Raw genomic sequence first — 23332 nt, 5'->3', positions numbered from 1 at the left:
AACATATGCGTAATACGATGACGGCTCACATGCTTTCTTTTGTGAATCGTAGACATATTCATATTCCGAAATTAAATACGGCACTTCAGGATGTTTTAAATCAATATAATACATTTAGTCTACCAAAACTATGGGGAACGGGAAAAGTAGCTTCAGCTGATGGAACGAAACATGATATGTATATAGAAAATTTAGTATCAGAATACCACATCCGTTATGGCGGATATGGAGGACTTGCCTATCATCATGTTGCGGATAATTATATCGCCCTTTTTAGTCATTTTATCCCCTGTGGTGTTTGGGAAGCGGTATATATTATTGATGGGCTATTAAAAAATAAATCTGATATTCAACCCGATACTCTTCATGCGGATACACAAGGACAATCGACACCTGTATTTGCCTTATCCTATCTATTAGGAATTCATCTTATGCCTAGAATTCGCAATTGGAAAGATTTAAAATTTTTCCGTCCAGATAAGCATACAAACTACAAACATATAGACCCTTTATTTAAAGATGTAATTGATTGGAGAGTGATTGAAACACATTGGAAAGACTTATTCCAAGTGGTTGTTTCAATTAAAAAGGGAAAAATTTTACCTTCGACGCTTCTTAGAAAATTAAGTAGTAACAGTAAGAAAAATCGATTATATCAAGCATTTCGAGAGCTTGGAAGAGTGATTCGAACAATCTTTCTTCTTCAATATATTTCAGATATGAAATTACGTGAACAAATTACAGCTAGTACGAATAAAGTAGAAGCCTATAATGGTTTTTCAAAATGGTTGTTTTTTGGTGGCGATGGTATTATTACGGAAAACGATCCAATTGAACAGGAAAAACGTATTAAATACAACGATTTAATCACCAATTCCGTAATTTTTCAAAATGTAGTGGATATCACTATGATTTTATGGCAACTAAAAAAAGAAGGTTATCGCTTTGCACGCCAAGATTTAGAAACGCTAAGTCCTTATATGACTAGACATATAAAACGCTTTGGGGATTATGTAATTGATTTAAAGAAAGTTCCTCAACCAATAGAAGAAACGATCCCTATATAAGCTCAATAGGTCATAGTTGGAAATAAAAGTAAGCCTATGACCTATTTTTACACGTATCTCGGCTGTACCCCCAATTGGCATTGTATCATTAATCAACATAGATTATAAAAATAGAAATGCGGAATGTATTATTGATATCGGGGAAAAGGAATATTGGGGAAAAGGCTATGGTTCAGAGGGGTTAAAATTACTGTTGAATTATGTTTTTTACGAAATGAATCTCCATCGAGTTTCCCTTAAAGTATTTTCATTTAATGATAGTGCTATACGTTTGTACACTAAAATTGGTTTTCAGGAGGAAGGAAATAGTAGACAAAGTCTATTTAGAAATGGTGAATGGCATGACATCATTCATATGGGAATTCTACAAAATGAATACTTTGAGAAACAAGTAAAAAGTATATAAAAGTAAAAGGACATTGGATGTATTTATATCGTGCCGTTGATTCTGAAGGAAACACAATTGACTTTTATCTGAGTAAAACGAGAAATCATAAGGCTGCAAAGCGTTTCTTTAAGAAAGCTTTGCAGTCTCTTCATGTTTCTAAACCCCGTGTAATTACAGTTGACAAAGATCCAGCTTATCCAATCGCTATTGAAACATTGAAGAAAGAAAAAAAGATGGCTGCAGCCATCCAAACGAGACAACTCAAATACTTAAATAACATTATGGAACAAGATCATAGTTTTATTAAAAGACGGATACGCTCTATGTTGGGGTTCAAATCATTCCAAACGGTCGTGTCTATCTTAAGTGGTGTAGAAGCGATGCATATGATTAAAAAAGCAGATTGATTTACAAAATCAGTCTGTCCAAAATCAGAATATCTTTATCAATCAACTGTTTGGATTAACGGCATAAAAAAGATTTCGGTGAGAATTCTCGTTTTTTGTTTAATTTATCATTTATTTGCACCAGAATCATTTACATTAACCTGTAAAATAGATTATGAAGTGCCCCCTAAAAATTAGACACGGTGATTTCATTAGGCAGCTTGATAAAAGTGAGTCCGGTATTGTACCGGGCTCACTTTTAATTTTGCCTTTATCCGTTTCGTATTATAATAATCTATATATTTTTCTAATTCTATTTTAAAATCCTCTACACTTTCAAACTCTTTTATATAGAGCATAAATCGTTTCGATTCCTTTAATCGTACGAGAAGCATGACGTAGATATTGAAATCCTGCAGATTTAGCAAAGTGTCGCTTTATATGTCTATGATCCTGTTCAATACGATTGTTCAAATACTTGCTTGTATAATAAATAGTACGTGCATAAAAGCCTTGTTTCTTTAACTTGTTCAATGCACAAAGTAATGCTGGAGCTTTGTCTGTTACGAGAACCATCGGTTCTCCAAATATTTTCACTAATCTTTTCATAAAAGCATATGCCGCTTGATGATCTCGTTTTTCACGAAGTTGAAACTCTAATGTTTTCCCCTCTTTATCGATTGCACGATAGAGATAACACCATTCACCTTTAACTTTTATATAAGTCTCATCAAACTTCCACGATTGTTGTACATACTTATTTTTCTTTTTCCAAATTTGGTAGATTAAATTTCCATACTCATGAACCCAGCGCATAATGGTTGTAGAATGAACGGGGATACCACGTTCTCTTAGGATTTTAGATACCATCGCGATAGCTTAAAGAAAAAGGACAATAATAGCCTGCGGCTACTAAAATAATATCTTTCTTAAACTGTTTTCCTTTAAAGTATCGCATTTGTGATTTTCCTTGTTGTTTTTTTCTAGAATGTAGCCTCGTTTAGAAAACTTTGCAACAGAACCAAAAAATTAAAATACTTTTTCCAACAGAGAAAGGCAAAAATGTTTATCCTTTTATCAAAAGAGAAAATGATCATTCCAATAAGGTTGCATTAGAGGGGGTTTTTGAACTGGAAGTAGAGACTATTTTTGATCTTCTTCAAAAAGTGAGGAAAAATGTAGAAGTTGATTGGGAATTTGTTAAAAAGGGAAACAAAAGAAATTATTGTTTATATAAAAGGAGCTAAAACTCTCCATCATTATTTTTGTTGCAAGCGCAATAAAATTAGGTTAGATTTAATACATGCATTTCATTTGTTGCAAATGCAACAAAAAAACAAGAGGTGAAATTTAATGAGTTGGAAATTAAAAAAATTTGACGAGTTAACAAATACTGAGCTATACAACCTTTTAAAAGAAAGAACCTCCGTTTTTGTGGTTGAACAAAATTGTCCTTATCTAGAAGTTGATGGTAATGATCCTTTTTCTTATCATCTTTTTAAAGAAGACAATGGAGAAATCATTGCCTATTTAAGGATTGTTCCTGCAGGTGTTACCTATCAAGAAATTTCTATTGGAAGAGTCTTTGTAAAGAAAGAATACAGGGGCCAAAGAATTGCAGAGGAACTTATAAAAAAAGGGCTAGATTTTATCCAAAACGAATTAAAAGAAACAACTGTTAAAATTCAAGCTCAAGATTATTTAAGAAAATTCTACAGTTCCTTTGGTTTTCAAGCTATATCCGAAACATATTTAGAAGATAATATCCCTCACGTCGATATGCTTTTACAAAGGTAACACAACTCTTCATTATCAGTAGTGGGGTTCCCCTTGGAAATAATAAAAGCTTCAATTCTTTCACTTCATTTGATAGTTTAAAAGAAAGTATTGGGGTTTAATCCATAATAAGGTAAGGGAGAAAATAAGGATGAGGATTTATGATTGTGCTATAGTTGGAGGCGGACCAGCGGGATTAAATGCAGCGTTATTATTGAGTAGAGCAAATTGATTTGTAGTATTATTTGAGACAAATAATGACCACCTAGCATTCAAGTAGCAAGAAAGTATTTTTAGAAACGGAAATAACACTGATGATATTATACAATCGGCAAGAGAGAAATTAAATCAAGACCCTAATATTCATTCAATCTATAAACAAAGTGTTAGGGTAATTAAACAATCAGATAATAAACTTTTCAAGATATATACTGAGGGTGGGGAGAGTTTTCTCGCTGAAAAAATACTTCTGACAGATGGGACTAAAATACAGACAGATATTCCTAATATTGAATTGTATTATAATAAAAGTATTTTTATTTCCCCATACGGCTACAGTTGGGACTTAAAAGGTAAAAAGTTGATTTATATTAATGAAACAAGTGTTGTTGCGCATACTGCTAAGATCATTCACAACTTATCAAATGACCTAATTGTTGCTACTAATGGTAATGAAATAAAAGAAAAGGAAAAACAAGAATTAGAAGATAAAGGAATAACTGTGATTACTGAAAAAATTAAGGATATTAAGGGGCAAAATGGAGAAGAAGTAGACAGAGAAGCAGCATTCATTACGCCATCATCATATGCAACAAATGTAATTGGCCAAGGATTTACTTGTGATCTTGATGAACAAGGATTAATTGTTGTGGATTATTTTGGTAGAACATCAGAAAAAAATGTTTATGCAGCTGGTGAGGCTGCACAACCCGCACCAACTGATATCGTTCTTTCCGAAGCAACTGGTATACAAGTTGCAATGGCTATTAATACAGATATTTCTATTGAAAAGTTTTAATTAGGGCTCTGTTGCACAGTTTTCGAGGGTGTAGCCCTAGAAAACTGTTTTTCATTAAATGTGTTAATAAACACAGTACACCTATTAGTTTAAATGGGGAAAGGTTCAATGTACAAACAGGGGCGGTAGCAATAGAGGAAATTTACCAAGAATTATTAGATGGGAAAAGAATTCGGTTCCCAGCGAATGCCTTGAAAGAAGATGACAAAAGAGAACTATCCGGAAGGGAACCAAAATATTTAACTGAAACAATCTTAAAATGGAATAAAACAGATATTAAACAGATATTAAACAAAAATGGATTACGCCTTTAATTGTAAAATATTGATTATATGGTGTGCTCAAACATAGTTATGATAAAAGTCCTTATAAAATGATTGAAGGCTTATATCCCAATAGGTTTAAAGAGTGGGAATTTTGTATGATACCTTTAAATTTCTGGACTAAAGAGAAAGCCCTAAAAGTATTAAAATGGATTATTGAAGGAAAAGAACAGCTAAGAGAAGAACAACTATTAAAAGTATATGGTAAAAAATAGTTAATAAAAAATAAACTCGCTCATCTAATTCAGGACCATACTCGTGAACCCAGCACATGATGGCTGTATGAGCAATAGATAGCCCGCGTTTTTCCATCATTTTGACTAAATCGCGAAAATTAAGGTTGTACCGAAGGTACCATCTTACGGTTAGTAAAATAATATCAGGTTGATAGTGTTTCCACTTCAATAGATTTTGCTTTTCCATACTAATCAAATCCTTTTCTGAGATCCAGTATTAGTATGTCCAAGTTTGAGAGATTACTTGCAGATGTTTTGAAGTTTTTGCACCAGAATCGGTAATATGATATTTTAAATAAATTTGCAATCATGGAGGGAAAGTATGCCTTTAGTTTCGAATAAAATAACTGAATATTGGAACTCACAATTTTTAAATGGCATCATTATCTACAGTGATAAGACCTTCACTGTCACCATCAACCCTAATTTGAGCAAAGACAGTCGGGTGATGACACTGGAGACCAATGATGGTCGGTTTTTGGCAGTCTTAACACCTAAAATGGCCAATATATTAGGTTTTTCTAAAGGACAAGAACTGTCTGAATCAGACTTTCGCCAAAAATTGGACGGGTTAGGAGTCACAATGCATGGCGCAGATTGTCTGTTTTACTTTTCAGAAGCAGAAAAGAAAGTTTTGTTGCAAGAAAATCAGAACAGCGCATTGCGCCAATTGAATGAGAAAGATGACAAGGTTTTCTTAGAGTTTGAATCTTCAGCATCGGAACAAGACTTAGATGACGCATATGTAGAGTTGGATCATTGGGCTGTGTTCGGCTCTTTTGTGAAAAATAAACTGGTTTGTGTTGCCAGCATGTATCCTTGGGAAGAGGATGTGCAAATTGCGGATCTTGGAGTCCTAACACTGTTACCTTTTAGAGGTAAAGGTCATGCTCGCCAAGTAGTTCGTACAATCTGTAAGTATGCTCTTGAGCAAGGATATGAACCACAGTATAGATGTCAACTTGATAACGAGGATTCTAAACTTTTAGCTAAAGCAGCTGGTTTGACACTTTTAGGAAAGTGGGATGTAATTTCTCCTAACTGTACTGTTGGAGAGTTCGAGTAGAAGTGGGGAATAACGGTATCTTTATCATTTTCCGAAAAAAGATTTCTTTCTCAAGAATGTGAAGGTTTTAGATGAATGTCAGTAGGCGTAAGCCTACTTTTTACATATTAGTTAAGAAGAATGTTAGAAAGTGAGGTGCAATCAATGTTAATACATAAAATTTCGAATCTACCCGAATAAAAAACAATTAAGTGTAGTTGTTTCAAACATATTTGCCTCTAGTCAACTATGTTCAGATTGCGGTTACCAAAGTATAGACGTTAAAAATCTAAATTTTCGTGAGTGGGATTTTCTTTCTTGCGGCACAAATCACGATAGAGAATTAATGCAGGGCTAAATCTTAGAAACGAAGCAATTCGTCTCTTAACCGTAGGGATTACGGGGATAGTCTAATCAAGGGAACTACTCGCCACTTAGCAAAGCTTGAAGTGGGAGCTTCTAAGTTCCGCGACGAAAGTAACTTTTCGACTCCCTGAGCGTTACTTCGGGGTGTTCCACCCCTAGATGTCCAACGTATGGACGTTCTTTTGGTACGGTTGATATTTTACGTAGGAACCGAATGGCTTGGTTTTCGCACTCTATTTTCTTTTAGCAACCTCCTATATCAAGTTATCAAAGAACTTCATATAGCTAGTTTATTAAAAGTTTTTGGCTATGCCAAACCGAAATTCATTTCTCACCTATCGTTGGGCTACGCCCTTCACACGCTTGAGGAAGGAGAATTCTTTCGGGGAATACGTTAAAAAACGTTAGGTTTCCATACTTAGGAAGCTCCCATTTTAAACAATCCGTTAGGAAGTTAAGTGGTGAGTAGTTCAATAAAAGTAACAGCTTTATTTTTAGTTAATAAATATTTTATTCTAAATGAGGTGAAAACATAATGATTGTAGATATTGTACCTTATCATCCTAAATATGCGGCAGAAATAGCTAAAATGTGGAACTACAGCAACGATGAATGGGGGGGAGGATCTTCCGTCCGTTCGGCTGAACAGATTCGACAAAGCGAAGAAAATTCAGACGCCATCATAGTGTTTCTGGCCATCTGTAATCATGAAGTAGTCGGATACTGTAGTTTGGGCGAATATCGTGAGGACACTGGAGCATTATATATTCAGTTATTAAACGTTCGTCCCGATTTTCATGGATATAAGATTGGCAAACGGCTAGTATTGAAGGCCATAGAAGAAACAATTCGAATGGGTTGGCCACGTATCGATTTATATACTTGGGAAGCGAATATGAAGGCCGTACCCTTGTATAAAAGATGTGGTTTTTTCTGGGAAAACCGTGAAGATGCAGTGCATTTTATGAATTTTATCCCACAGATTGTAGCTTGTGAAGCACTTGTTCCTTATTTTCATGAATTTGATTGGTATGAAGATCTGATACGGACAATAGAAATCAAACCGGATGGACATAAAGAAAATGGATTTGATATATACACTTACGTCTGGAACAATAAAGAAGACAAAATGCTTCGTGTAAATATTGAACGCAGAAGTCGTGGTATTTGTCTCATCGAAACGGAAGATTTTTTACTATCTACTACTGCTGAGCAGGCCGAACCTGTATTTGGCAAAGATTATAAAATTAAATATCATATTGTCAACAAATCGGGTGCTCCACTTAAGGTTGAGTTCGAGGGTAAATCACACCGCAATATCGTTTTTGATTGGCAAGAAGAATTGTTAGTTGAGGGAGAACGCCAGATTACCGCGAGCTATTTTGTTGGCGCAATTGAGGAGCCACAAAGTGAATGGCGTACTTGTCCAGCTGTAAAAACTAAAGTGCGAATTAACGGCTCTGAAGCACTGTTGAAGGTTGGCGTCGTACCGAAGTTTCCAGCCAGTTTCAAAATGAGAATTCCTACAGTCAAGCATGCGCTAGGTGGAAATTATACGATGTATCTAGACATACAAAATAATTTTGCCCAGCCTGTCATGTTTACTTTTACTATACCTGATACAGCTTGGATTCATTTCGAACAGCAAACCTTTGAATTGAGTCTGCAAGCGAAAGAGCGAGCTTCAATTCCCATTCCTTACCACCTGCTGGATTACGGTTTCTATCATGATCAGCCACAAGTGCGAGCTGTCCCGAAAAACGGCTCAGAGGTATTGTTTACCTGTACAATTGGTGGTGCCTTTGGAGGCCCCGGCGCAATGGTCGCAGGAGAAACAGAAAGCAGTTGGATTGCTTGGAACGGTAGGTGTAGTCTTCAGTACGACAAGGAGCATAATGAAACCTCATTTCAGAATGTAAACCAGAAAGGTGAAGAAACTCTACTGTTGCCACCCTCCATTGGCAAACCGTATTCGAGTGAATTTATGCGTAAAAAGCCTTTGCGTGTCGAAATTTGTGAAGAGCGTGCCGCAATTGGGTTCCGGCATATCTATAGGTCAGACACCTATCCACAACTTTTATTGCACCTCTGTACACTTCTCTATGCTGATGGAACCGTAAAAGTATGGCATGAATTAGAAAATGTTTCGGGGACGCCAGTCTCTCGAGAAATCTGGATTTCCCAACGTATCTATTCAGATCTATATCGATTGACGCTGCCTTATGATGGTAGTATCGTTGAGTTGACTGATTCCCATGGAAACAACCTTGAATATTGGAATAGCACCAAGGTTAGCGAACCATGGATCTTTGCACGCGGTGACCAAAACACATACGGAATTTGTTGGCCGGATGGTCATCGAATGTATTTCGGAGAGTGGCATTTGGAACTGGAGAATGTTATCAATTCATTAGAACCTGGAGAAATGAAAGCTTCAGAAACAATTTTTATTTCGATAGGTGGTTTTGACAGTTGGAACGAATTTCGGGATTTCGCCTTGAAACAGACAAGCCTTGAATTTCCCCAGTTGCCCGTTCGCCATTTGGAGTTGACGGCCAATAAAGGAAATCCATTTGTGCCGTCGGGTGTTAAGGAAGTAAAAGTTATGTTGCATGATGTTAAACAGAATGTATGGGAGGGTGAGTTGTCCGTTTTTTACGCAGACGAAGCATGTCTAGCATCCCAAAGGACAATATCTGCGGATGAGGAAGCTACGGAAGCTTCTTTTGTTTTACCTTCCCCCTCGTCCCCATGCAGCATTATTCAGTTGGATGCACGGCTTGGTGCGCAGCAAGAGACTTACTATAGTGCCTTATTCCCAGTATCATCCGAATCCGTTCGTAATACCATCTATACGAGGGATGAATACCAGGTATATGAAGCAGACAATGGAATGATACAAATTTCCGCCGCGCCAGATTACTATCCGTCTTTATGCTCGCTTACGGTGCAAGGTAGGGAATGGATCACCTCAGGATTCCCAGAATACGGAATTAAATCCTGGTGGAATCCTTGGGTTGGTGGCTTAACTGATCGATTTGATGATATGAGTATATCGTCAGTTCGCAGGGAAGAGCACTCCATTAGTTTCGTCAGTATAGCCGATGATAAAGGTAATGTCTGGTCCGGGATTCGAATTCGTCAATCTATTCAGCGGCACGAAACTTACAAAGGAACAATAATAGATAGTTACTACCTGTCGCTCCCTGGAGCACCGGTACTTGCTTATATGACCGATATCCGTCAAAACACTGGTACTTATCTAGAGAAATTAGTAATTAGCGAGCTGTTTCTTCCTTTTGACAGCCTGGGTGATTCCAGCAAGGATGATAAATCTATCAATTCTGGAGATAACGTAACGGATCATGCATGGCTGCGAACTTTCGCACCTGATGGTAAATTACTGCATTACGCCATGGGAAAAGATGAACTCAACGTACGTGAAACGAAAGAATACAGTTTCGGTTCTGAGGGCCATGGTGGAGTGATGCAAATTGTGACCAATGAAACTGCCAACCATCCTTCATTTTATACTAACAAGGACATCTGCTGCCTGTCTTTCTCGCGGGATGTTTGTTTGTCACACGGAAATAAATTCCGCTCGGCACCAATATTTTTTGTCTTTTCGGATACATTACTTCCTACTGAAGCATTGGAAGTATTACGACAGATATCCTTTCCGGAAGAAAGAGGGGTTTTCTGAACTGGAATAAACAACATATAAAATTGGCGCTACTCCATGAACATATTGCAAATCTAGGAGCCAATTGGCTTCAACATACCATTTCGGGAATGACCTAATGAATTAAAAAATAACAGGTTTAATGTGCTGAAAAATCTTTGCCCTCAAACAATCCGTTGGTGCGTTAGGTAGTGAGTAGTTTAATATTGAATCAAAAGCAGACAAATAGATAAAGGAGATAATATTAATGAAAAACAATTATATATTAATAGAGGAATTTAATAATATGGAATTAGACAAAAGTTTAAAATGGTTCTCCCCGCCTCAAAATTGGGAGATTAGTAGCAATAATTCTAAATTAATAGTCAAAACTGATAAAGAGACAGATTTTTGGCAAAAAACACATTATGACTTCCAAGTTGATAATGGTCATTTTTTATACCGTGAACTGAATGGGAACTTTAGAGTAATTACGAAGATAAGTTCTAAACCAGAGAACAGATACGATCAAGCGGGTCTAATGGTTAGATTTTCTAAAGATAATTGGTTAAAGACATCGGTTGAATATATACCTAATGAAAATAGTAAATTAGGTGTTGTTGTAACAAAAAATGGATATTCTGATTGGTCTAGTCAAGATTTCTCGGAAGACTTCAAATCACTTTACTATCGAATAACAGGAAAAGGAAGTAATTACTATGTTGATTACTCATTGGATGGGGTTATATGGAAGCAAATTAGGATGGCTCATCTTTTTGAAGAGTCAGATTGTATTAAAGTTGGTATTTATGCTTGTAGTCCACAAGGTGAGGGTTACAAAGTAGAGTTTGATTTTATTAAGATTGAACATATAAATGATAATATCAAAGTTTACTAAGGTGCCATTTTAGAGATAGGTCACACAGTTTTTAAATGATAAATTAATAATAGGTGAAGAGAATGATTCTTTTATTATTGTCAAAACAAATGCGTATTTCGCAATAGCTTCATTAGCTTCATCTGGAACAACTAAGAAAGGAGTTTGACTTCATGAATAGTAAAGAATTGAGAAAAATTGCAACTGCCGTTACTTCACCTACAGAATTAAATGATTTTGTTGAGTATGGGGGTGTTGGTGCAGCCATTGAAACCGTAAGTGGCAATATTTATACAGGAATTAGCATAGATACAGCTTGTTCCATGGGCTTTTGTGCAGAGCATGCAGCGGTTGCTGACATGTTGAAGCATCGTGAATATCAAATAAAAGCCTTTGTAGCAGTTGATTCGGAAGGAAATGCAGTCCCACCATGTGGAAGGTGTCGAGAGTTGATTAGTCAGCTTTCAAAAGAAAATTTAGAAGCTGTTGTAGAGGTTGAAAATGATACGTTTGTTTTATTGAAAGAGATTTTGCCTTTTGACTGGAAAATTAATCGAGGTAAAAAGTGGTAAGTGTTTACAGATTTTGTGATACGGGAAAGTCCATATCGGGAAGATTTTCAAGAAATGTTTCATTGCACTCTCAACACTTATAACGCTGTCGTTTTATATGAATACCGACACGTTTAGTGTACATTGGTAGATCAAAAAATAACTGCTTCTTTTTATCGTTCTTGTATAAGTTTGCTACAGTACCGTATTTTGGGAAGTGGGAAGGAGACGGTACTGTAGTTTCAACTAAGAATCCATAATCAAATTCGCTCTCATGCATATCAATAATTTTAAAACTTGGTAAGTTAAGCATATTTGTTGTCATTATTTCATTTTCCTTTTGCAACAGAACCGTCTTAACTGTCTAACCTAGATATAAGTAATTTCACATATTTTCAAATTATGACACGAAAAATGTAAGAGTATGGTTTATAATAAGTGTTACACTCACATATGGAGGAACAAATAAATGGATAAGGTAGATAAAACACGTGATCTTATTATTCAAACTTCCTTAGCCTTATTTAATAAAAAAGGCTACAATCAAACTTCTATTCAAGATATTATGAATGCATCAGGGTTACCTAAAGGTGCAATATATAGACGATTTGAAAATAAGAACGAAATTGCTATTGCTGCATTTGAATACTCATTGAGTATTATTTGGATACACTTTTTAGAAGGAACGAAATCTAAAGTTATGGCTATAGATAAGATAATAGCTATATTTCATGTTTATCAAGATGCTATTAATAGTCCACCTGTTGCTGGAGGCTGTCCTTTGCTTAATACAGCAATAGAAACTGACTATGGTTTTCCAGAACTTCATGATAAAGCTGCTGAGGCACTTAATCAAATTATACTTTTTATACAATCTATCATTGATGAGGGGATTTGTTCAAAAGAATTTCTTCCGGATTTGGATTCCTATTCTTTAGCATCCTTTTTATTTTCTACTTTTGAAGGATCTGTTATGGCAAGTCGTTTATCTTTAAATAATGAACATATGCATCATAGTATTAAGCAAATAAAAATAATTTTACAATACTACTCTGCTAAGAACTAAGGGAATGATAATAAATTCCTCTTGGTTCTTTATCATTATGTTCACTAAAATGTGATAAATACATGATGGCAAATAAATAATAATCATGTATAATATATTACATAGACCAAACGGTCCGGTCTATGTAATAATGTTTAAAGGAGGATTATTATGAAAATAGCCATTTTACTTTACGATGGGATTACATCCCTTGATGCAATCGGTCCATACGAAGTATTTGCTGCTACAGCGAAATGTGAAGTGAAGTTTGTAGCAAAGAAAAAAGGGTTAATTAATTTGGACTCAAATATGGGATGTTTGCATGCCGATTACAGTTTTTCTGAAGTAACTTCAGCTGATATTCTTGTTGTTCCGGGTTGCGGTCCGCCAAATTATAAATCTCCAATGAATGATGAAGACACATTGAATTGGATTCGAAAAATACATGAAACGACAAAATGGACTACAACCGTGTGTACTGGTTCTCTGATTTTAAGTGCCGCTGGTTTGTTAGATGGAGTTGAAGCAACCTGTCATTGGGGGTTCTACGACCTTCTCCGTTCTCTCGGAGCCATCCCAAGCGAAGGTAGAGTGGTTCGTAGTGGAAAAATAGTTACAGCAGCTGGAGTTTCCTCGGGAATAGACATGGCCCTTCAGCTAGTAGCATGGGAATTTGGAGAAGATATCAGTAAATCCGTTCAACTAATTTTGGAATACGATCCTATTCCTCCGTTTGATTCGGGTTCACCAAAGAAAGCGCCAGCTCCAATGGTAGAAAAAATAAGAGGTTTAATGCAGGAACTTGCAAAACAAGAACCTGAAAATTAATTCATAAATTAAGCAGAGAAAGATGGAAACCTTCTAGTTTTTAATGCCTTTGTCAATTTAATCATTCCACTTGCTATATTCTGATTTTTTAAAGTGATCAGTCATTATCTTTTGTTATACAAGACTAGATTAAAAGGAATATTTTGTTAAGGACAATAAGTAAAAAAGTAAATAAAAAAATGAAGTACATACAGTAGAAGCAAATTGTCATAAAGAATGTTCTCGTAGGCTGGATTATTTAAAATTCAATTTTATGAAATGTTTTTAAATAAAATTATTTCATAGGTTTAACTTACATTTCAGAAAGGCTTATCTTAATGTGTGAAGAAATATTTAGGAGGGGGAAATGTTAAAAAATCCTTGACATTTTGTCTTATGTCTTTTCTTTGTTTCTATTCTTTACCCACACATGCTGAAATCGGAACTGGCAGGATGAGACAATATATTTCTTAATGTTTGCTAGATTTAACAATGGTGATTCTAAAAATGATTAGAATATTAATGTTCTTGATCCACTTAGTTTTCAAGGAGGGATTTTCAGGGGATTATTGATAAATTAGATTACCTAAAAGACCTTGGTTTTACCACATTAATGCTTACCCTAATCTTTAAAAATGATTATAAGGGGCATGATGGATATAGAATCACAGATTTTATAAAACGAATGAGCATTTTTGGTCAATAAAAGAGTTTAAAAAACTAGTTGATGAGTCACATAAAAGAAATTTAAAAATCATCATTGATTTTCCTACGAATCAAGTGAGTGCAGAAAATCCTTTAGTTAATGAACCAAATAAGAAGGATTGGTTTAAAGAGGAATCTGCAGAACATGTTTTTGCAATGGATCAAACTAATCCTGACGTAAATCAATATTAAATTGATACTGCAAAATGGCGGATAACAAAAATAAATATAGATGGATACTTACTAAGTAATGCAAATCAATCTTCTACTCAGTTTTGGAAGCAATTTTCTAAATCTGTAAAATCAACAAAAAAATTTCTATTTATTAGCCGATATAGATACAAAAGATATTAAGCAAATGAAAAATTGTCAACAAGCTGGGATAGATGGGATATTAGATTATCAATTAAATCAGTCATTACGTGATGCATATTTAACGATTAATCGATCGATGAAAACTGTGCTTGCTATTAAAGAAGATTAAAAACAATCTAAATTCCACAGTAATGGGAGCCTTTTTCAATAAGCATTATATGAAAAGATATACAAGAGATATGGTTAATAATAATCAATTTTCAGGTAAACGATGGAAATTAGCGTTAACTTATTTATATACTCAAGAACAAATACCAATTGTCTATTAAGGTACTGAAATTGCAATTGATGGGGGCAATGTCCCTGTTAATCAAAAGATGATGAATTTCAGAACGGAAAAATGGGTTTATTATATAAAAAAGGAAATATGGAGATGATAAAAATATTGTCGTAATTAACAATACAAACCAAACATAGGTTGTTAAACTAACAACAGATCAAATAAATAATAAAGAAGAATTTAGAGGTTTATTAAATGGTGGGGGTGTTCGTGCAGAGAAGAAAACCTTTAAACTTGCTTTAGAAAGGGAATCCGCTGAAATTTATAAGGTTGTAGAAAAAACAGGTATTAACTTTATGTTTATTTCAGTACTTGTTCTTATTTGGATTGTATTCTTTTCCTTTATCTTCATTATTAAGAAGCATGGAAAGATAAAAAAATATAATAGCTTTTAAAGAATAAAGATAGTGACTCTAAAGGGCGTTAAATAATAATTTTTTGAGCACCCTTTTCATTTTGGTTATTAGAATATCTATTTAAAATATACTCACAACGTCTTAACCCCTTTGGATACAATTTTATAAAAAGGATGGTTAATAAGAATCTTTCGCCTTTATTATCTATAGCAACACACTAGAAACAAGTGAGAATACTGTTACAATATTACTTGGAAAAGAACCTGAGTTAAGTTTTTAAATTCAATAGGTTCTTTATCTTTCGGTTCACAAAAAATTAATAATAATTATATGGAAATAAAGTTACCGCGAGTGTATGATAAACTTATTGAACCGGACGGTTCGGTCTAAAATGATTTAATAATATAGATAAAGTACCTATACTACTCCTATCGGTAAAATTCCCAATTTATTTGATTTTTAAAAATAGAAGAACTATAAAAAAGGGGAAGATTAGTACTTTAAAACAACCTAGAAGGGAACTAGTTAAAGTATTGTATGTGAAAAGCCAATACGACTCATTTTATAATTTATAGTTTCTAGATGTGTTAGTCTTTTTAATGCATAGTAGTAGAGTATTCAACTTATCCTTCAATCTTATGGGTAGTGGTTGTATTGCTACTTTTTGTGAATATCGGAGCCCTGATAGGAATGACTCATAAAGACATTAAAAATTATTAATTTAGCAGAAATCCCCGAGGAAAATGATTAGATAACGTGTCAAAGTGAAAAATCATATGGATGGATAACGTTTTTATTCATAATGGCTACCGTCTTTATCATGACAAATCTTTGTTTATTTTCTTAAACGTTTTAACGGAGGGAGATAAAATGAAAAAAATTATTAGAGTAACTATTTTAATCATTTCGATCATGTGGGTACTGCATACATTTTCAAAGAATTTTATTGTTGACCCTACTTTTCATGATTTTATTTCCAGAAAGGATCAACTTATAGCGAATGAATCCCTATGGATACAAATGATTCGTATTCATATTATTCTGGCCATTACTTCTCTTCTCACTGCCCCTTTAGGAATCATAAAGAGAATTCGAGTTAAATCTTTAAAGTTTCACCGTTGGAATGGCCGCTTATATGTTTTGTCTATTATTTAAATTTCATTCCGGGAGTCTATGTCTCTTTCTTTGCAACAGGTGGGTTTCTGAGTACAACTGGGTTTCTAAACAGAAGGTAATCTTACATAGTCAATGGATGATTCGAAGCTTCTTTCTTTCTTTTGCGAATATGACCATTTATATAATTGTGGCTATTACTCATAAAGTTTTGAATTTCCCATATGGAACTTCCTACACAATAGCAGTCTGGTTATGTTGGATTCTAAACCTTCTTATAGCAGAACTAATAATTAGAAAAAAAACTTCTTATAAAAAATCCTATGATGCGAACTTATGATGAGGTAAAAGGTGCAATCGAAGGAGGTGTTTTGGTTGTATAAAATCGGGGAATTTTCAATATCTCAAAGAATGTTAAGGTATTATGATGAACAAGCTTTATTAAAGCCAAAAAAGATGTAACGAACGGTTATCGATATTATACGAACAATAATATTGCAATTGTTAATATTTCTCGAAAGAAAGGGAGTGTTCAAGTCATGAAGAAAAAAATACTTATGTTTTTACCTATAGGTTATGGATACTCTACTGCTGTTTTCTTTTAGATTTTCAGAAATTGGTGAAGTCTGTCTAATTTATTAAGAAAATCAGTAAATAATTTATAGTAAGTGAGGTAATATTGTGCAAAAAATTACTAGAACAAATCCAGAGTTTATGCCTAAACCAGTAGGCAACTACAGTCATATCACTAGAGTGCCAAAAGGTGCGAGTTTAGTTGTAACCTCTGGTCAAGTAGGAACTGATATGGATGGTAATGTTCCTTCAAGTTTAAACGACCAAATCACAAATACTTTTGCAAACATAAAAAAGGTACTTGAATCAGAAGGATTTACTGAAGAGAACGTTATAAAGGTTAACATTTGGGCAACAGAAGAGATAGATTGGGGGCATTTATATCCTCAGTGGGATGAGTTATTTAAAACTGCATATCCATCTATGACAGTTGCGTATATTTCTGCATTAGGATGGCCTGAATTGAAAATTGAAATTGAACTTTGGTGCGCTGAAGTTTAATAAATTGAAAAAGGAACAGTATTGACACTGTTCCTTTTTCAATTTACGAGCAGAAAGAGCGTAAGATACACCCCATGACTTGATACTCTCAAGGACAAAATTGGCTCGATTACAAACATGGTCTTTAGGGACTTTTATAAGTTAATAATCAAGTTTACGATACATTGCATATATAATTTCAAAAGTTATAATAGCTTCATCAAATCCTTGTTTCTTTTCATCATCCTTTTTGTAATAGATTCCCATATGAGGGGATTATTTTTACTGCATTGACATTCTTGATAGTTGTAATAATTTTTCTTAATTCAATATTGTTAGGTAAACCTTCCATTAATACATGAACAGCGCGTTTTGTTACACGCCAACAAGTATTTAAAACAAGAGTTGCGACAATAACAATGGCAAGTGGCTCAGCCCAACCCAAGTTGAAAAACATTGTTAGTATGGCAGCAACTCCCTTCTTCATAATCAAATTGTAGTTTTATCTATGCTCTTTTTATTGATAATGGCAATTTTCGTAAATAGCTCAAATACTTAATTAAACTGGTTTCTTGCTCTTTTCTTCACCCCATACTTTTTATATAACTGCAAAACAATCGTAAAAATCCTATTACCGATTTTTTCTTTGTTACAATTAGCAACGAAGTATTAGAAAAGAGCCTAGATAATAAATCGATATAAGTATTTGGAATCGTTGCCTTGATCTAAGAGCAGTTCCTCTACGATGTTACAAAGGTAAACGGTGAAGTAATTGCAGTTGCGATCTTTTTTAATTCTTTATTATTCATAAATTATATCTCCCTCTTTTTTGGTATTTTAATTTCTATTAGGCGGTATCGAATTGATTATGAATGTTGCTAATAATATGGGAGATATCACTATTCAAGAGAGTTTAAAGTGGAAACAATTATCTTTTTCATCCAAAAATGGTACACCTATTAGAATCGATCGTTTTTCAGATTCACAAATAGGTCTTTTCGTACATTGTCAAACAACTTTGGTTGATGAATGGAGAGAATTATTTGGTAACTCTTTAGACTTTTCTGGAAACAGAGCGATCTTATGAAACGGAAGATTATTTTTGGATGTATTTTTTTATTAGGACTGAGTATTTTTCTATACCCTACGATAAGTAACTGGTTAGCTACTAGAACGCATTATTCTCAGGTGAGTTCGTATGATGAAAAAATAAAATCACTTCAAAAGAAAGAGCTAGAACGTCGGGAAAAAGAAGCTGAAGATTACAATAAAAAGGTTCAACATTCCAGCCAAACATTTTCAGATCCATTCGCAGAAAAAAAGAAAAATGATGGGAAATCGTATGCCGACGCCTTGAATATCGGTGATGTAATGGGATATGTAGAAGTCCCTAAAATCAAAGTGAAGCGTCCTATTTATCCAGGAACTTCTGAGGAAGTTTTAAGCCGTGGAGTCGGTCATTTAGATAAGTCTTCCTTGCCAGTAGGCGGAAACGGAACGCATACCGTATTAACGGGACATCGAGGTTTGCCTTCAGCATTATTGTTTACAGATTTAGATAAAATGAAGGAATCTGATGTGTTCTATATCCATTCCTTAGATAAAGTTCTTGCTTATCAAGTTGATCAAATTAAAGTTGTATTGCCAAGCGAAACAGATGATTTACTCATTGTAAATGACCATGATTATGCCACATTACTTACTTGTACACCTTATGGAGTGAATACTCACAGGTTATTAGTAAGGGGGCATCGTATTACTTATGAATTAAAGGAAACAAAAAAAGCAACCGCTTCAGCGCCATCTATGTTAGAAGATTGGAAGATTATTGCCTCCATATCTGCTGTTTTAGTTGTACTCCTACTTCTCATTCTTATGAAAAGAAGAAAGAAAAAAATAGGGAAACAGATATAATGCGTAGTGAGAATAAGAAAAGAGTATTACTCAGTGCAATATTATTTATTTTGGGGTTAGGAGTATTTCTATACCCAACGGTTTCAAATTACCTTAATCATGGTATGTATAAAATAGTCATTACAGATTATGAAAAACAGGTGGGGAAATCAGCAGATGCGGATATACGTAAAAAGTTTCAAGCGATGGCAACTTATAACGAATCTTTAAAAGGATTAACTTTTCCTACAGCGGATCCATTCACAAATAGTGATAACAAGAATATGACTCTTGTCAATATGATAAAAGAAGATGATGTACTAGGTAGCATAAATATTCCCAAGATCAAAGAAGAACTTCCTATCTATTTAGGGGCAACCGAGGAGCATCTTAGTAAGGGAGTTGGTCAAATCGGTGGCACTTCCTTCCCGGTTGGTGGACCTGATACCCATACTGTATTAGCGGGACATCGCGGGTATCATGGTGCTAAGATGTTCCGGCATCTTGATCAACTCGAAAATGGGGATAAATTTTATATTCGTATTTTAGGAAAAGAATTAACCTATGAAGTAACAAGGCGTGAAATCATTTATCCAAGTCAAGTGGAAAAGCTTGTGATTGTGAAGGGAAAAGATAGAGTCACATTACTTATGTGTGAGCCATATACTTCAAGTAAATATCGTTTACTTATTTATGGGGAGAGGGTGAACGAAGAAATATCTCAAAATGATACACAGGCTCATACAGAGAGTATCAAAAAACTTAAGCAATCCCAAATACATGACTTTATCAAAACAATTGGTTTTACCATAATAGGACTGTTCGTTATTTTTATTGGATTGCTTGGGTTACTAAGGAAGAAAAAATAAACTATGAGAAGATATAAGTAAATTTCAATGGATATCATTAGTGTTGATACAAAAAGGGGGGAAAGAAATATGAGAGGAAAAATAGCAAAGTATGAAGAGGTCACTAAAGTATTAAAGGCATTGGCACACCCTACCCGTTTAACCTTAGTAGAAATAATGATTAAAAAAGGTCCTACAAATGTAACAACAATGTATAGAGAGTTAAAAATGCCTCAAAGTACAATTAGTCAACAGTTAAGCAAACTAAAAGCTGCCAAAATTATTACTGGTACTCGAAAAGGATTAGAAATTTATTATGAAGTAGCAGACAGTCGCAAAAAATTGATATTATCAATTCTTACTTAAATGCTGACTTTCTTGGCTTAACAATAAGGGGAAGCATCACATTTTTATATCAAGCTAATAAAATAAAGTTATTTAGTATGTAATTTAAATTTATAGAATGGCGGTAGGATAGCAATGACTACTAATTTAGCAATATTTACTGTTTTATTATTAGTCGTGATATTTTTAATGAGAGAATAATATTAGTGGGGATAATTGTTATTGGATTCTGTCCCAAGAAAGCTAGAAGATTTGGACATACTGATACTATTACCCTAAAAAAGGAATTGATCAGTGTCGAAATTACTGTTTTTTCATACATAATGAAACTAGGGTATCACTAAAAAAAGAGAGCATCTCATTTGAAATGCTCTCTTTTTTATGAGTGTTAACCATCTTTGAATGATAGTATAACACATGCAATTTATTGAGAAAACAGAGAAATAGATGTAATTATATGAATTAGGATTGCCGAGATTGTGATTTTAAGGCGATTATCTGTTCTTTCATGTATAACTCATCATTAAATGGCTTCAATAGACCATAGGGAAATAAGAAAAAAGAATAACTATACCCCATGTAGGGGGGAGTACCACATTATGATATAAAATATATCATTCAACAGTTAAAAAATAAGGAAAAAGAGAAGAACCACCAATATTCTTCTCTTTTTCCTGTGATTAGGGTTTCCATATTAATGAATATAGAAGATTATAAAATGTTGGATGCAACAGTTTACTCTTGAAATTATAGCAAGAGTAACAGGTGTCTTTTTATGCAATATTGCATAAAAGATTATGATTTATCAAATATACATGTCTAATGGGAACACAAAAACTCCATATAGGATGAATTTAGTCCTTACATTTTCTTTATAGGGGTACCGCCACACATCCATCAACTTAAGAAAATAGACTATTCTTAAACTTAAAAGCACGTTACTATTCTCTTATGTTAATGAGAAAGGGTGACGTGCTTTTTATGAATATGCATCAAAAACAAGAGCTGTCTTTATTTGCCGAAGAGTTATATCGATATATGTCTCCCGCTACACTTAATCAATTAGCTATAGAAGCAGGTGGAATGAAACGAAAACGTAAGTGCCATGGGCACCATTTTTTATCTTTGTGTGTATGGTTAAATCAACAAATCGCTACAACCTCTCTTACTCAACTTTGTAGTCAATTAGAAACTTCAACAGGAATTTTATTAAGTCCTGAGGGACTGAATCGACGATTTAACTCGGCTTCTGTAGCCTTCTTTCGAACTGTATTTACTACACTTCTACAAGCTAAAATTGGAGGATCATCTACAATTTCTCATTCTCTTTCTGCTTACTTTGAGCGGATTCGCATCCTTGATTCTACAACCTTTCAAGTTCCAGATCGATTCGCAGCTACTTATCCTGGTGCCGGAGGCTGTAGTCATACAGCTGGTGTAAAAATTCAATTAGAGTATGACTTGTTGAGTGGAGAGTTTTCTGATGTGAAAATTGAACCAGGAAAACGAAGTGATCAGGCATATGGGGCGACTCGAATGGACATGACACAAAAGAATGAACTATATATTCGTGACTTAGGGTATTTTCGTTTACAAGACTTTAAATCAATCCAAGATAAGGAAGGGTATTATTTATCGCGTCTTAAATTACCAACTAAAATATATAGAAAAGAATTCGAAACAGTGGTATTTAAAACAAAACCTGCTCAATTGAGACCGGTATATATACAAATTCATTTGGAAGACATCATGAACCAATTACAACCTGGCCAAGTTTATGAATTACAAGATGTATATGTAGGGAGCAAAGACAAACTACCCACTCGCATTGTGGTTTATAGATGTACAGAGGCGCAAAAACAGAAACGTCTACATGATCGAGCTATTCGTGAAAAGAAAAAAGGGATTACATATACAGATCGTACGAAACTTTTACAAGGAATTACGGTATATATGACAAACATTCCTACGGAATGGGTACCGAAAGAGAAAATCTATGATTTATATTCACTGCGTTGGCAAATTGAGCTGTTATTTAAAATATGGAAATCTTGGTTTCGAATTCATCGTTGTAAATCTATTAAACAAGAGCGATTAGAATGCCACCTTTATGGACAACTCATTAGTATTCTATTATGTTCTTCTACTATGTTTAAAATGAGAGAACTCCTATTACGTAAGAAACAGAAAGAACTAAGTGAATATAAAGCGATGTACATAATTAAAGATTATTTCTTACTTTTTCATCAAGCACTACATAAAAACACCCAAGAATTATCAAAGATTCTCCTTCGTCTGTTTAACCTCCTACAGCGAAACGGACGAAAATCTCACAGATATGAGAAAAAAACAGTCTTTGATATTTTAGGTGTTGTGTATGAGTATACCACTTCTGCCCATCAGGTAGCATAGCGAAAAATTTGAAACCCGTCAGGGTTTATTTGACGTGCCTACTTTTATAACATCTATAAAAGATAATAAAAAACTACGTGGAAAGACCGCATTTTGTATAAAAATATACGTTAAGTTGATGGATGTGGGGTACCGACACATATCCATCAACTTAAGAATTTTATAACACCCTCAAAGCGAAAAAATGGCATTCTTTCTATCTAAGGTGTAGAAGGATTATTGTTTTTTTGTAAAAAACTCTTAAAGCTAATGAAAACATGTGGAAATTTAAATTTTGGTGATAATACCATTTTCATTCCAATTAAAGGTAATGAAAATATAAAACAAGTAAGGTAATATTAGCAAAAGTAAAAATCTGTCTATTTTTCAATGAATGTATTGTGTATTGGAAATAAAGTTTAACTGT

Annotated in this window: 21 protein-coding genes and 9 pseudogenes; 25 read left to right on the top strand and 5 right to left on the bottom strand. The window is 34.2% G+C overall.

Features of this window, described 5'->3' with window-relative positions; translation table 11 throughout:
• The 3 genes and pseudogenes from ACO6VI_RS29955 to ACO6VI_RS29945 form a co-directional block, all read left to right on the top strand.
• On the top strand, positions 1-1067 hold a 1067-nt coding region (locus ACO6VI_RS29955; RefSeq protein WP_422424463.1), incomplete at its 5' end, for a transposase.
• A gap of 70 nt (positions 1068-1137) precedes the next feature.
• Positions 1138-1473 (top strand): annotated as a pseudogene (locus tag ACO6VI_RS29950) (GNAT family N-acetyltransferase); the annotation flags it as partial.
• Positions 1467-1929 (top strand): annotated as a pseudogene (locus ACO6VI_RS29945) (IS6 family transposase); the annotation flags it as partial. The pseudogenes ACO6VI_RS29950 and ACO6VI_RS29945, both read left to right, overlap by 7 nt.
• Positions 1930-2053: 124 nt before the next feature.
• Here the strand turns inward: ACO6VI_RS29945 and ACO6VI_RS29940 are convergent.
• Positions 2054-2209, bottom strand: a pseudogene (locus tag ACO6VI_RS29940) (IS3 family transposase); the annotation flags it as partial.
• Positions 2178-2799, bottom strand: a protein-coding gene (locus tag ACO6VI_RS29935) for an IS6 family transposase (protein WP_422424890.1) whose coding sequence is annotated in 2 segments (ribosomal slippage) — positions 2178-2708 and positions 2710-2799 — 621 coding nt in all. Because the reading frame shifts where the segments join, the coding sequence is not laid out codon by codon here. The gene ACO6VI_RS29935 and the pseudogene ACO6VI_RS29940, both read right to left, overlap by 32 nt.
• Positions 2800-2854: 55 nt before the next feature.
• On the opposite strand from ACO6VI_RS29935, the pseudogene ACO6VI_RS29930 reads away from it, so the two are divergent.
• From ACO6VI_RS29930 to ACO6VI_RS29915, 4 genes and pseudogenes are all read left to right on the top strand, one after another.
• Positions 2855-3088: pseudogene (locus ACO6VI_RS29930) on the top strand (MarR family transcriptional regulator); the annotation flags it as partial.
• 106 nt (positions 3089-3194) lie between these two features.
• Positions 3195-3638, top strand: coding sequence for a GNAT family N-acetyltransferase (locus ACO6VI_RS29925; protein WP_088119858.1), 444 nt, complete (start codon positions 3195-3197; stop codon positions 3636-3638).
• 559 nt (positions 3639-4197) lie between these two features.
• On the top strand, positions 4198-4635 hold the full coding sequence (locus ACO6VI_RS29920) for an FAD-dependent oxidoreductase (RefSeq protein ID WP_088119859.1): 438 nt from the start codon (positions 4198-4200) through the stop codon (positions 4633-4635).
• Between the two features lie 83 nt (positions 4636-4718).
• Positions 4719-5170, top strand: a pseudogene (locus ACO6VI_RS29915) (hypothetical protein); the annotation flags it as partial.
• A gap of 16 nt (positions 5171-5186) precedes the next feature.
• On the opposite strand, the pseudogene ACO6VI_RS29910 reads toward ACO6VI_RS29915, so the two are convergent.
• Positions 5187-5381 (bottom strand): annotated as a pseudogene (locus ACO6VI_RS29910) (IS6 family transposase); the annotation flags it as partial.
• 135 nt (positions 5382-5516) lie between these two features.
• Here ACO6VI_RS29910 and ACO6VI_RS29905 point away from each other — a divergent pair.
• The 5 genes and pseudogenes from ACO6VI_RS29905 to ACO6VI_RS29885 all read left to right on the top strand — a co-directional run bounded on the left by ACO6VI_RS29905 (position 5517) and on the right by ACO6VI_RS29885 (position 11715).
• Entirely contained in the window at positions 5517-6260 is a 744-nt protein-coding gene (locus ACO6VI_RS29905; RefSeq protein ID WP_422424887.1) for a GNAT family N-acetyltransferase, read from the top strand.
• Positions 6261-6453: 193 nt separating this feature from the next.
• Positions 6454-6653: pseudogene (locus ACO6VI_RS29900) on the top strand (zinc ribbon domain-containing protein); the annotation flags it as partial.
• Positions 6654-7140: 487 nt separating this feature from the next.
• Complete coding sequence (locus ACO6VI_RS29895; RefSeq protein WP_422424885.1) at positions 7141-10308, top strand: GNAT family N-acetyltransferase; 3168 nt, start codon at positions 7141-7143, stop codon at positions 10306-10308.
• Positions 10309-10534: 226 nt separating this feature from the next.
• Positions 10535-11164: a DUF1349 domain-containing protein gene (locus ACO6VI_RS29890; RefSeq protein ID WP_422424884.1), complete on the top strand. Its 630-nt coding sequence runs from the start codon at positions 10535-10537 to the stop codon at positions 11162-11164.
• A gap of 152 nt (positions 11165-11316) precedes the next feature.
• Positions 11317-11715 (top strand): cytidine deaminase family protein, encoded by a 399-nt coding sequence (locus ACO6VI_RS29885; protein ID WP_422424883.1) that lies wholly within the window; start codon positions 11317-11319, stop codon positions 11713-11715.
• Between the two features lie 70 nt (positions 11716-11785).
• Here ACO6VI_RS29885 and ACO6VI_RS29880 read toward each other — a convergent pair whose 3' ends face one another.
• Complete coding sequence (locus tag ACO6VI_RS29880) at positions 11786-12019, bottom strand: transposase family protein (protein WP_422424881.1); 234 nt, start codon at positions 12017-12019, stop codon at positions 11786-11788.
• A 144-nt stretch (positions 12020-12163) separates the two neighbouring features.
• Here ACO6VI_RS29880 and ACO6VI_RS29875 point away from each other — a divergent pair, with 144 nt between their 5' ends.
• From ACO6VI_RS29875 to ACO6VI_RS29840, 8 genes and pseudogenes are all read left to right on the top strand, one after another.
• Positions 12164-12760: a TetR/AcrR family transcriptional regulator gene (locus ACO6VI_RS29875; protein WP_088119865.1), complete on the top strand. Its 597-nt coding sequence runs from the start codon at positions 12164-12166 to the stop codon at positions 12758-12760.
• Between the two features lie 150 nt (positions 12761-12910).
• A complete protein-coding gene (locus ACO6VI_RS29870; protein WP_422424879.1) occupies positions 12911-13567 on the top strand; it encodes a DJ-1/PfpI family protein in 657 nt (218 codons plus the stop codon).
• 544 nt (positions 13568-14111) lie between these two features.
• Positions 14112-14443 (top strand): annotated as a pseudogene (locus ACO6VI_RS29865) (alpha-amylase family glycosyl hydrolase).
• A gap of 166 nt (positions 14444-14609) precedes the next feature.
• The gene (locus tag ACO6VI_RS29860; RefSeq protein WP_422424877.1) at positions 14610-14735 is read left to right on the top strand and encodes a hypothetical protein; all 126 of its coding nucleotides are present in this window, start codon (positions 14610-14612) and stop codon (positions 14733-14735) included.
• Positions 14736-15058: 323 nt separating this feature from the next.
• Positions 15059-15301 (top strand): annotated as a pseudogene (locus ACO6VI_RS29855) (alpha-amylase); the annotation flags it as partial.
• A gap of 831 nt (positions 15302-16132) precedes the next feature.
• On the top strand, positions 16133-16417 hold the full coding sequence (locus tag ACO6VI_RS29850; RefSeq protein WP_422424876.1) for a hypothetical protein: 285 nt from the start codon (positions 16133-16135) through the stop codon (positions 16415-16417).
• A complete protein-coding gene (locus tag ACO6VI_RS29845) occupies positions 16386-16715 on the top strand; it encodes a DUF2306 domain-containing protein (protein WP_422424874.1) in 330 nt (109 codons plus the stop codon). Before ACO6VI_RS29850 ends, ACO6VI_RS29845 begins: the two co-directional genes overlap by 32 nt.
• A gap of 341 nt (positions 16716-17056) precedes the next feature.
• On the top strand, positions 17057-17449 hold the full coding sequence (locus ACO6VI_RS29840; protein ID WP_422424872.1) for a RidA family protein: 393 nt from the start codon (positions 17057-17059) through the stop codon (positions 17447-17449).
• Between the two features lie 220 nt (positions 17450-17669).
• On the opposite strand, the gene ACO6VI_RS29835 is transcribed toward ACO6VI_RS29840, so the two are convergent.
• Entirely contained in the window at positions 17670-17921 is a 252-nt protein-coding gene (locus ACO6VI_RS29835) for a hypothetical protein (protein WP_422424870.1), read from the bottom strand.
• Between the two features lie 369 nt (positions 17922-18290).
• Between ACO6VI_RS29835 and ACO6VI_RS29830 the strand changes: the two genes are divergently transcribed.
• From ACO6VI_RS29830 to ACO6VI_RS29810, 5 genes are all read left to right on the top strand, one after another.
• Entirely contained in the window at positions 18291-18515 is a 225-nt protein-coding gene (locus ACO6VI_RS29830; protein ID WP_422424868.1) for a hypothetical protein, read from the top strand.
• On the top strand, positions 18512-19342 hold the full coding sequence (locus ACO6VI_RS29825) for a class C sortase (protein WP_422424867.1): 831 nt from the start codon (positions 18512-18514) through the stop codon (positions 19340-19342). The genes ACO6VI_RS29830 and ACO6VI_RS29825 overlap by 4 nt, the downstream gene beginning before the upstream one ends.
• Positions 19342-20190 (top strand): class C sortase, encoded by an 849-nt coding sequence (locus tag ACO6VI_RS29820; RefSeq protein WP_422424865.1) that lies wholly within the window; start codon positions 19342-19344, stop codon positions 20188-20190. Before ACO6VI_RS29825 ends, ACO6VI_RS29820 begins: the two co-directional genes overlap by 1 nt.
• A gap of 69 nt (positions 20191-20259) precedes the next feature.
• Positions 20260-20535 carry an ArsR/SmtB family transcription factor gene (locus tag ACO6VI_RS29815; protein WP_422424863.1) on the top strand — a complete coding sequence of 92 codons (276 nt, stop codon included), beginning with the start codon at positions 20260-20262 and terminating at the stop codon, positions 20533-20535.
• A gap of 960 nt (positions 20536-21495) precedes the next feature.
• Complete coding sequence (locus tag ACO6VI_RS29810; RefSeq protein ID WP_422424664.1) at positions 21496-22926, top strand: IS4-like element ISBce2 family transposase; 1431 nt, start codon at positions 21496-21498, stop codon at positions 22924-22926.
• Positions 22927-23332: the final 406 nt, after the last annotated feature.

This window comes from Bacillus sp. PSXD-155, from assembly GCF_049310765.1.
GTDB lineage: Bacteria > Bacillota > Bacilli > Bacillales > Bacillaceae_G > Bacillus_A > Bacillus_A cereus.
The sequence above is the reverse complement of the archived record's forward strand: the minus strand, read 5'-3'. Positions and strand labels throughout refer to the sequence as shown.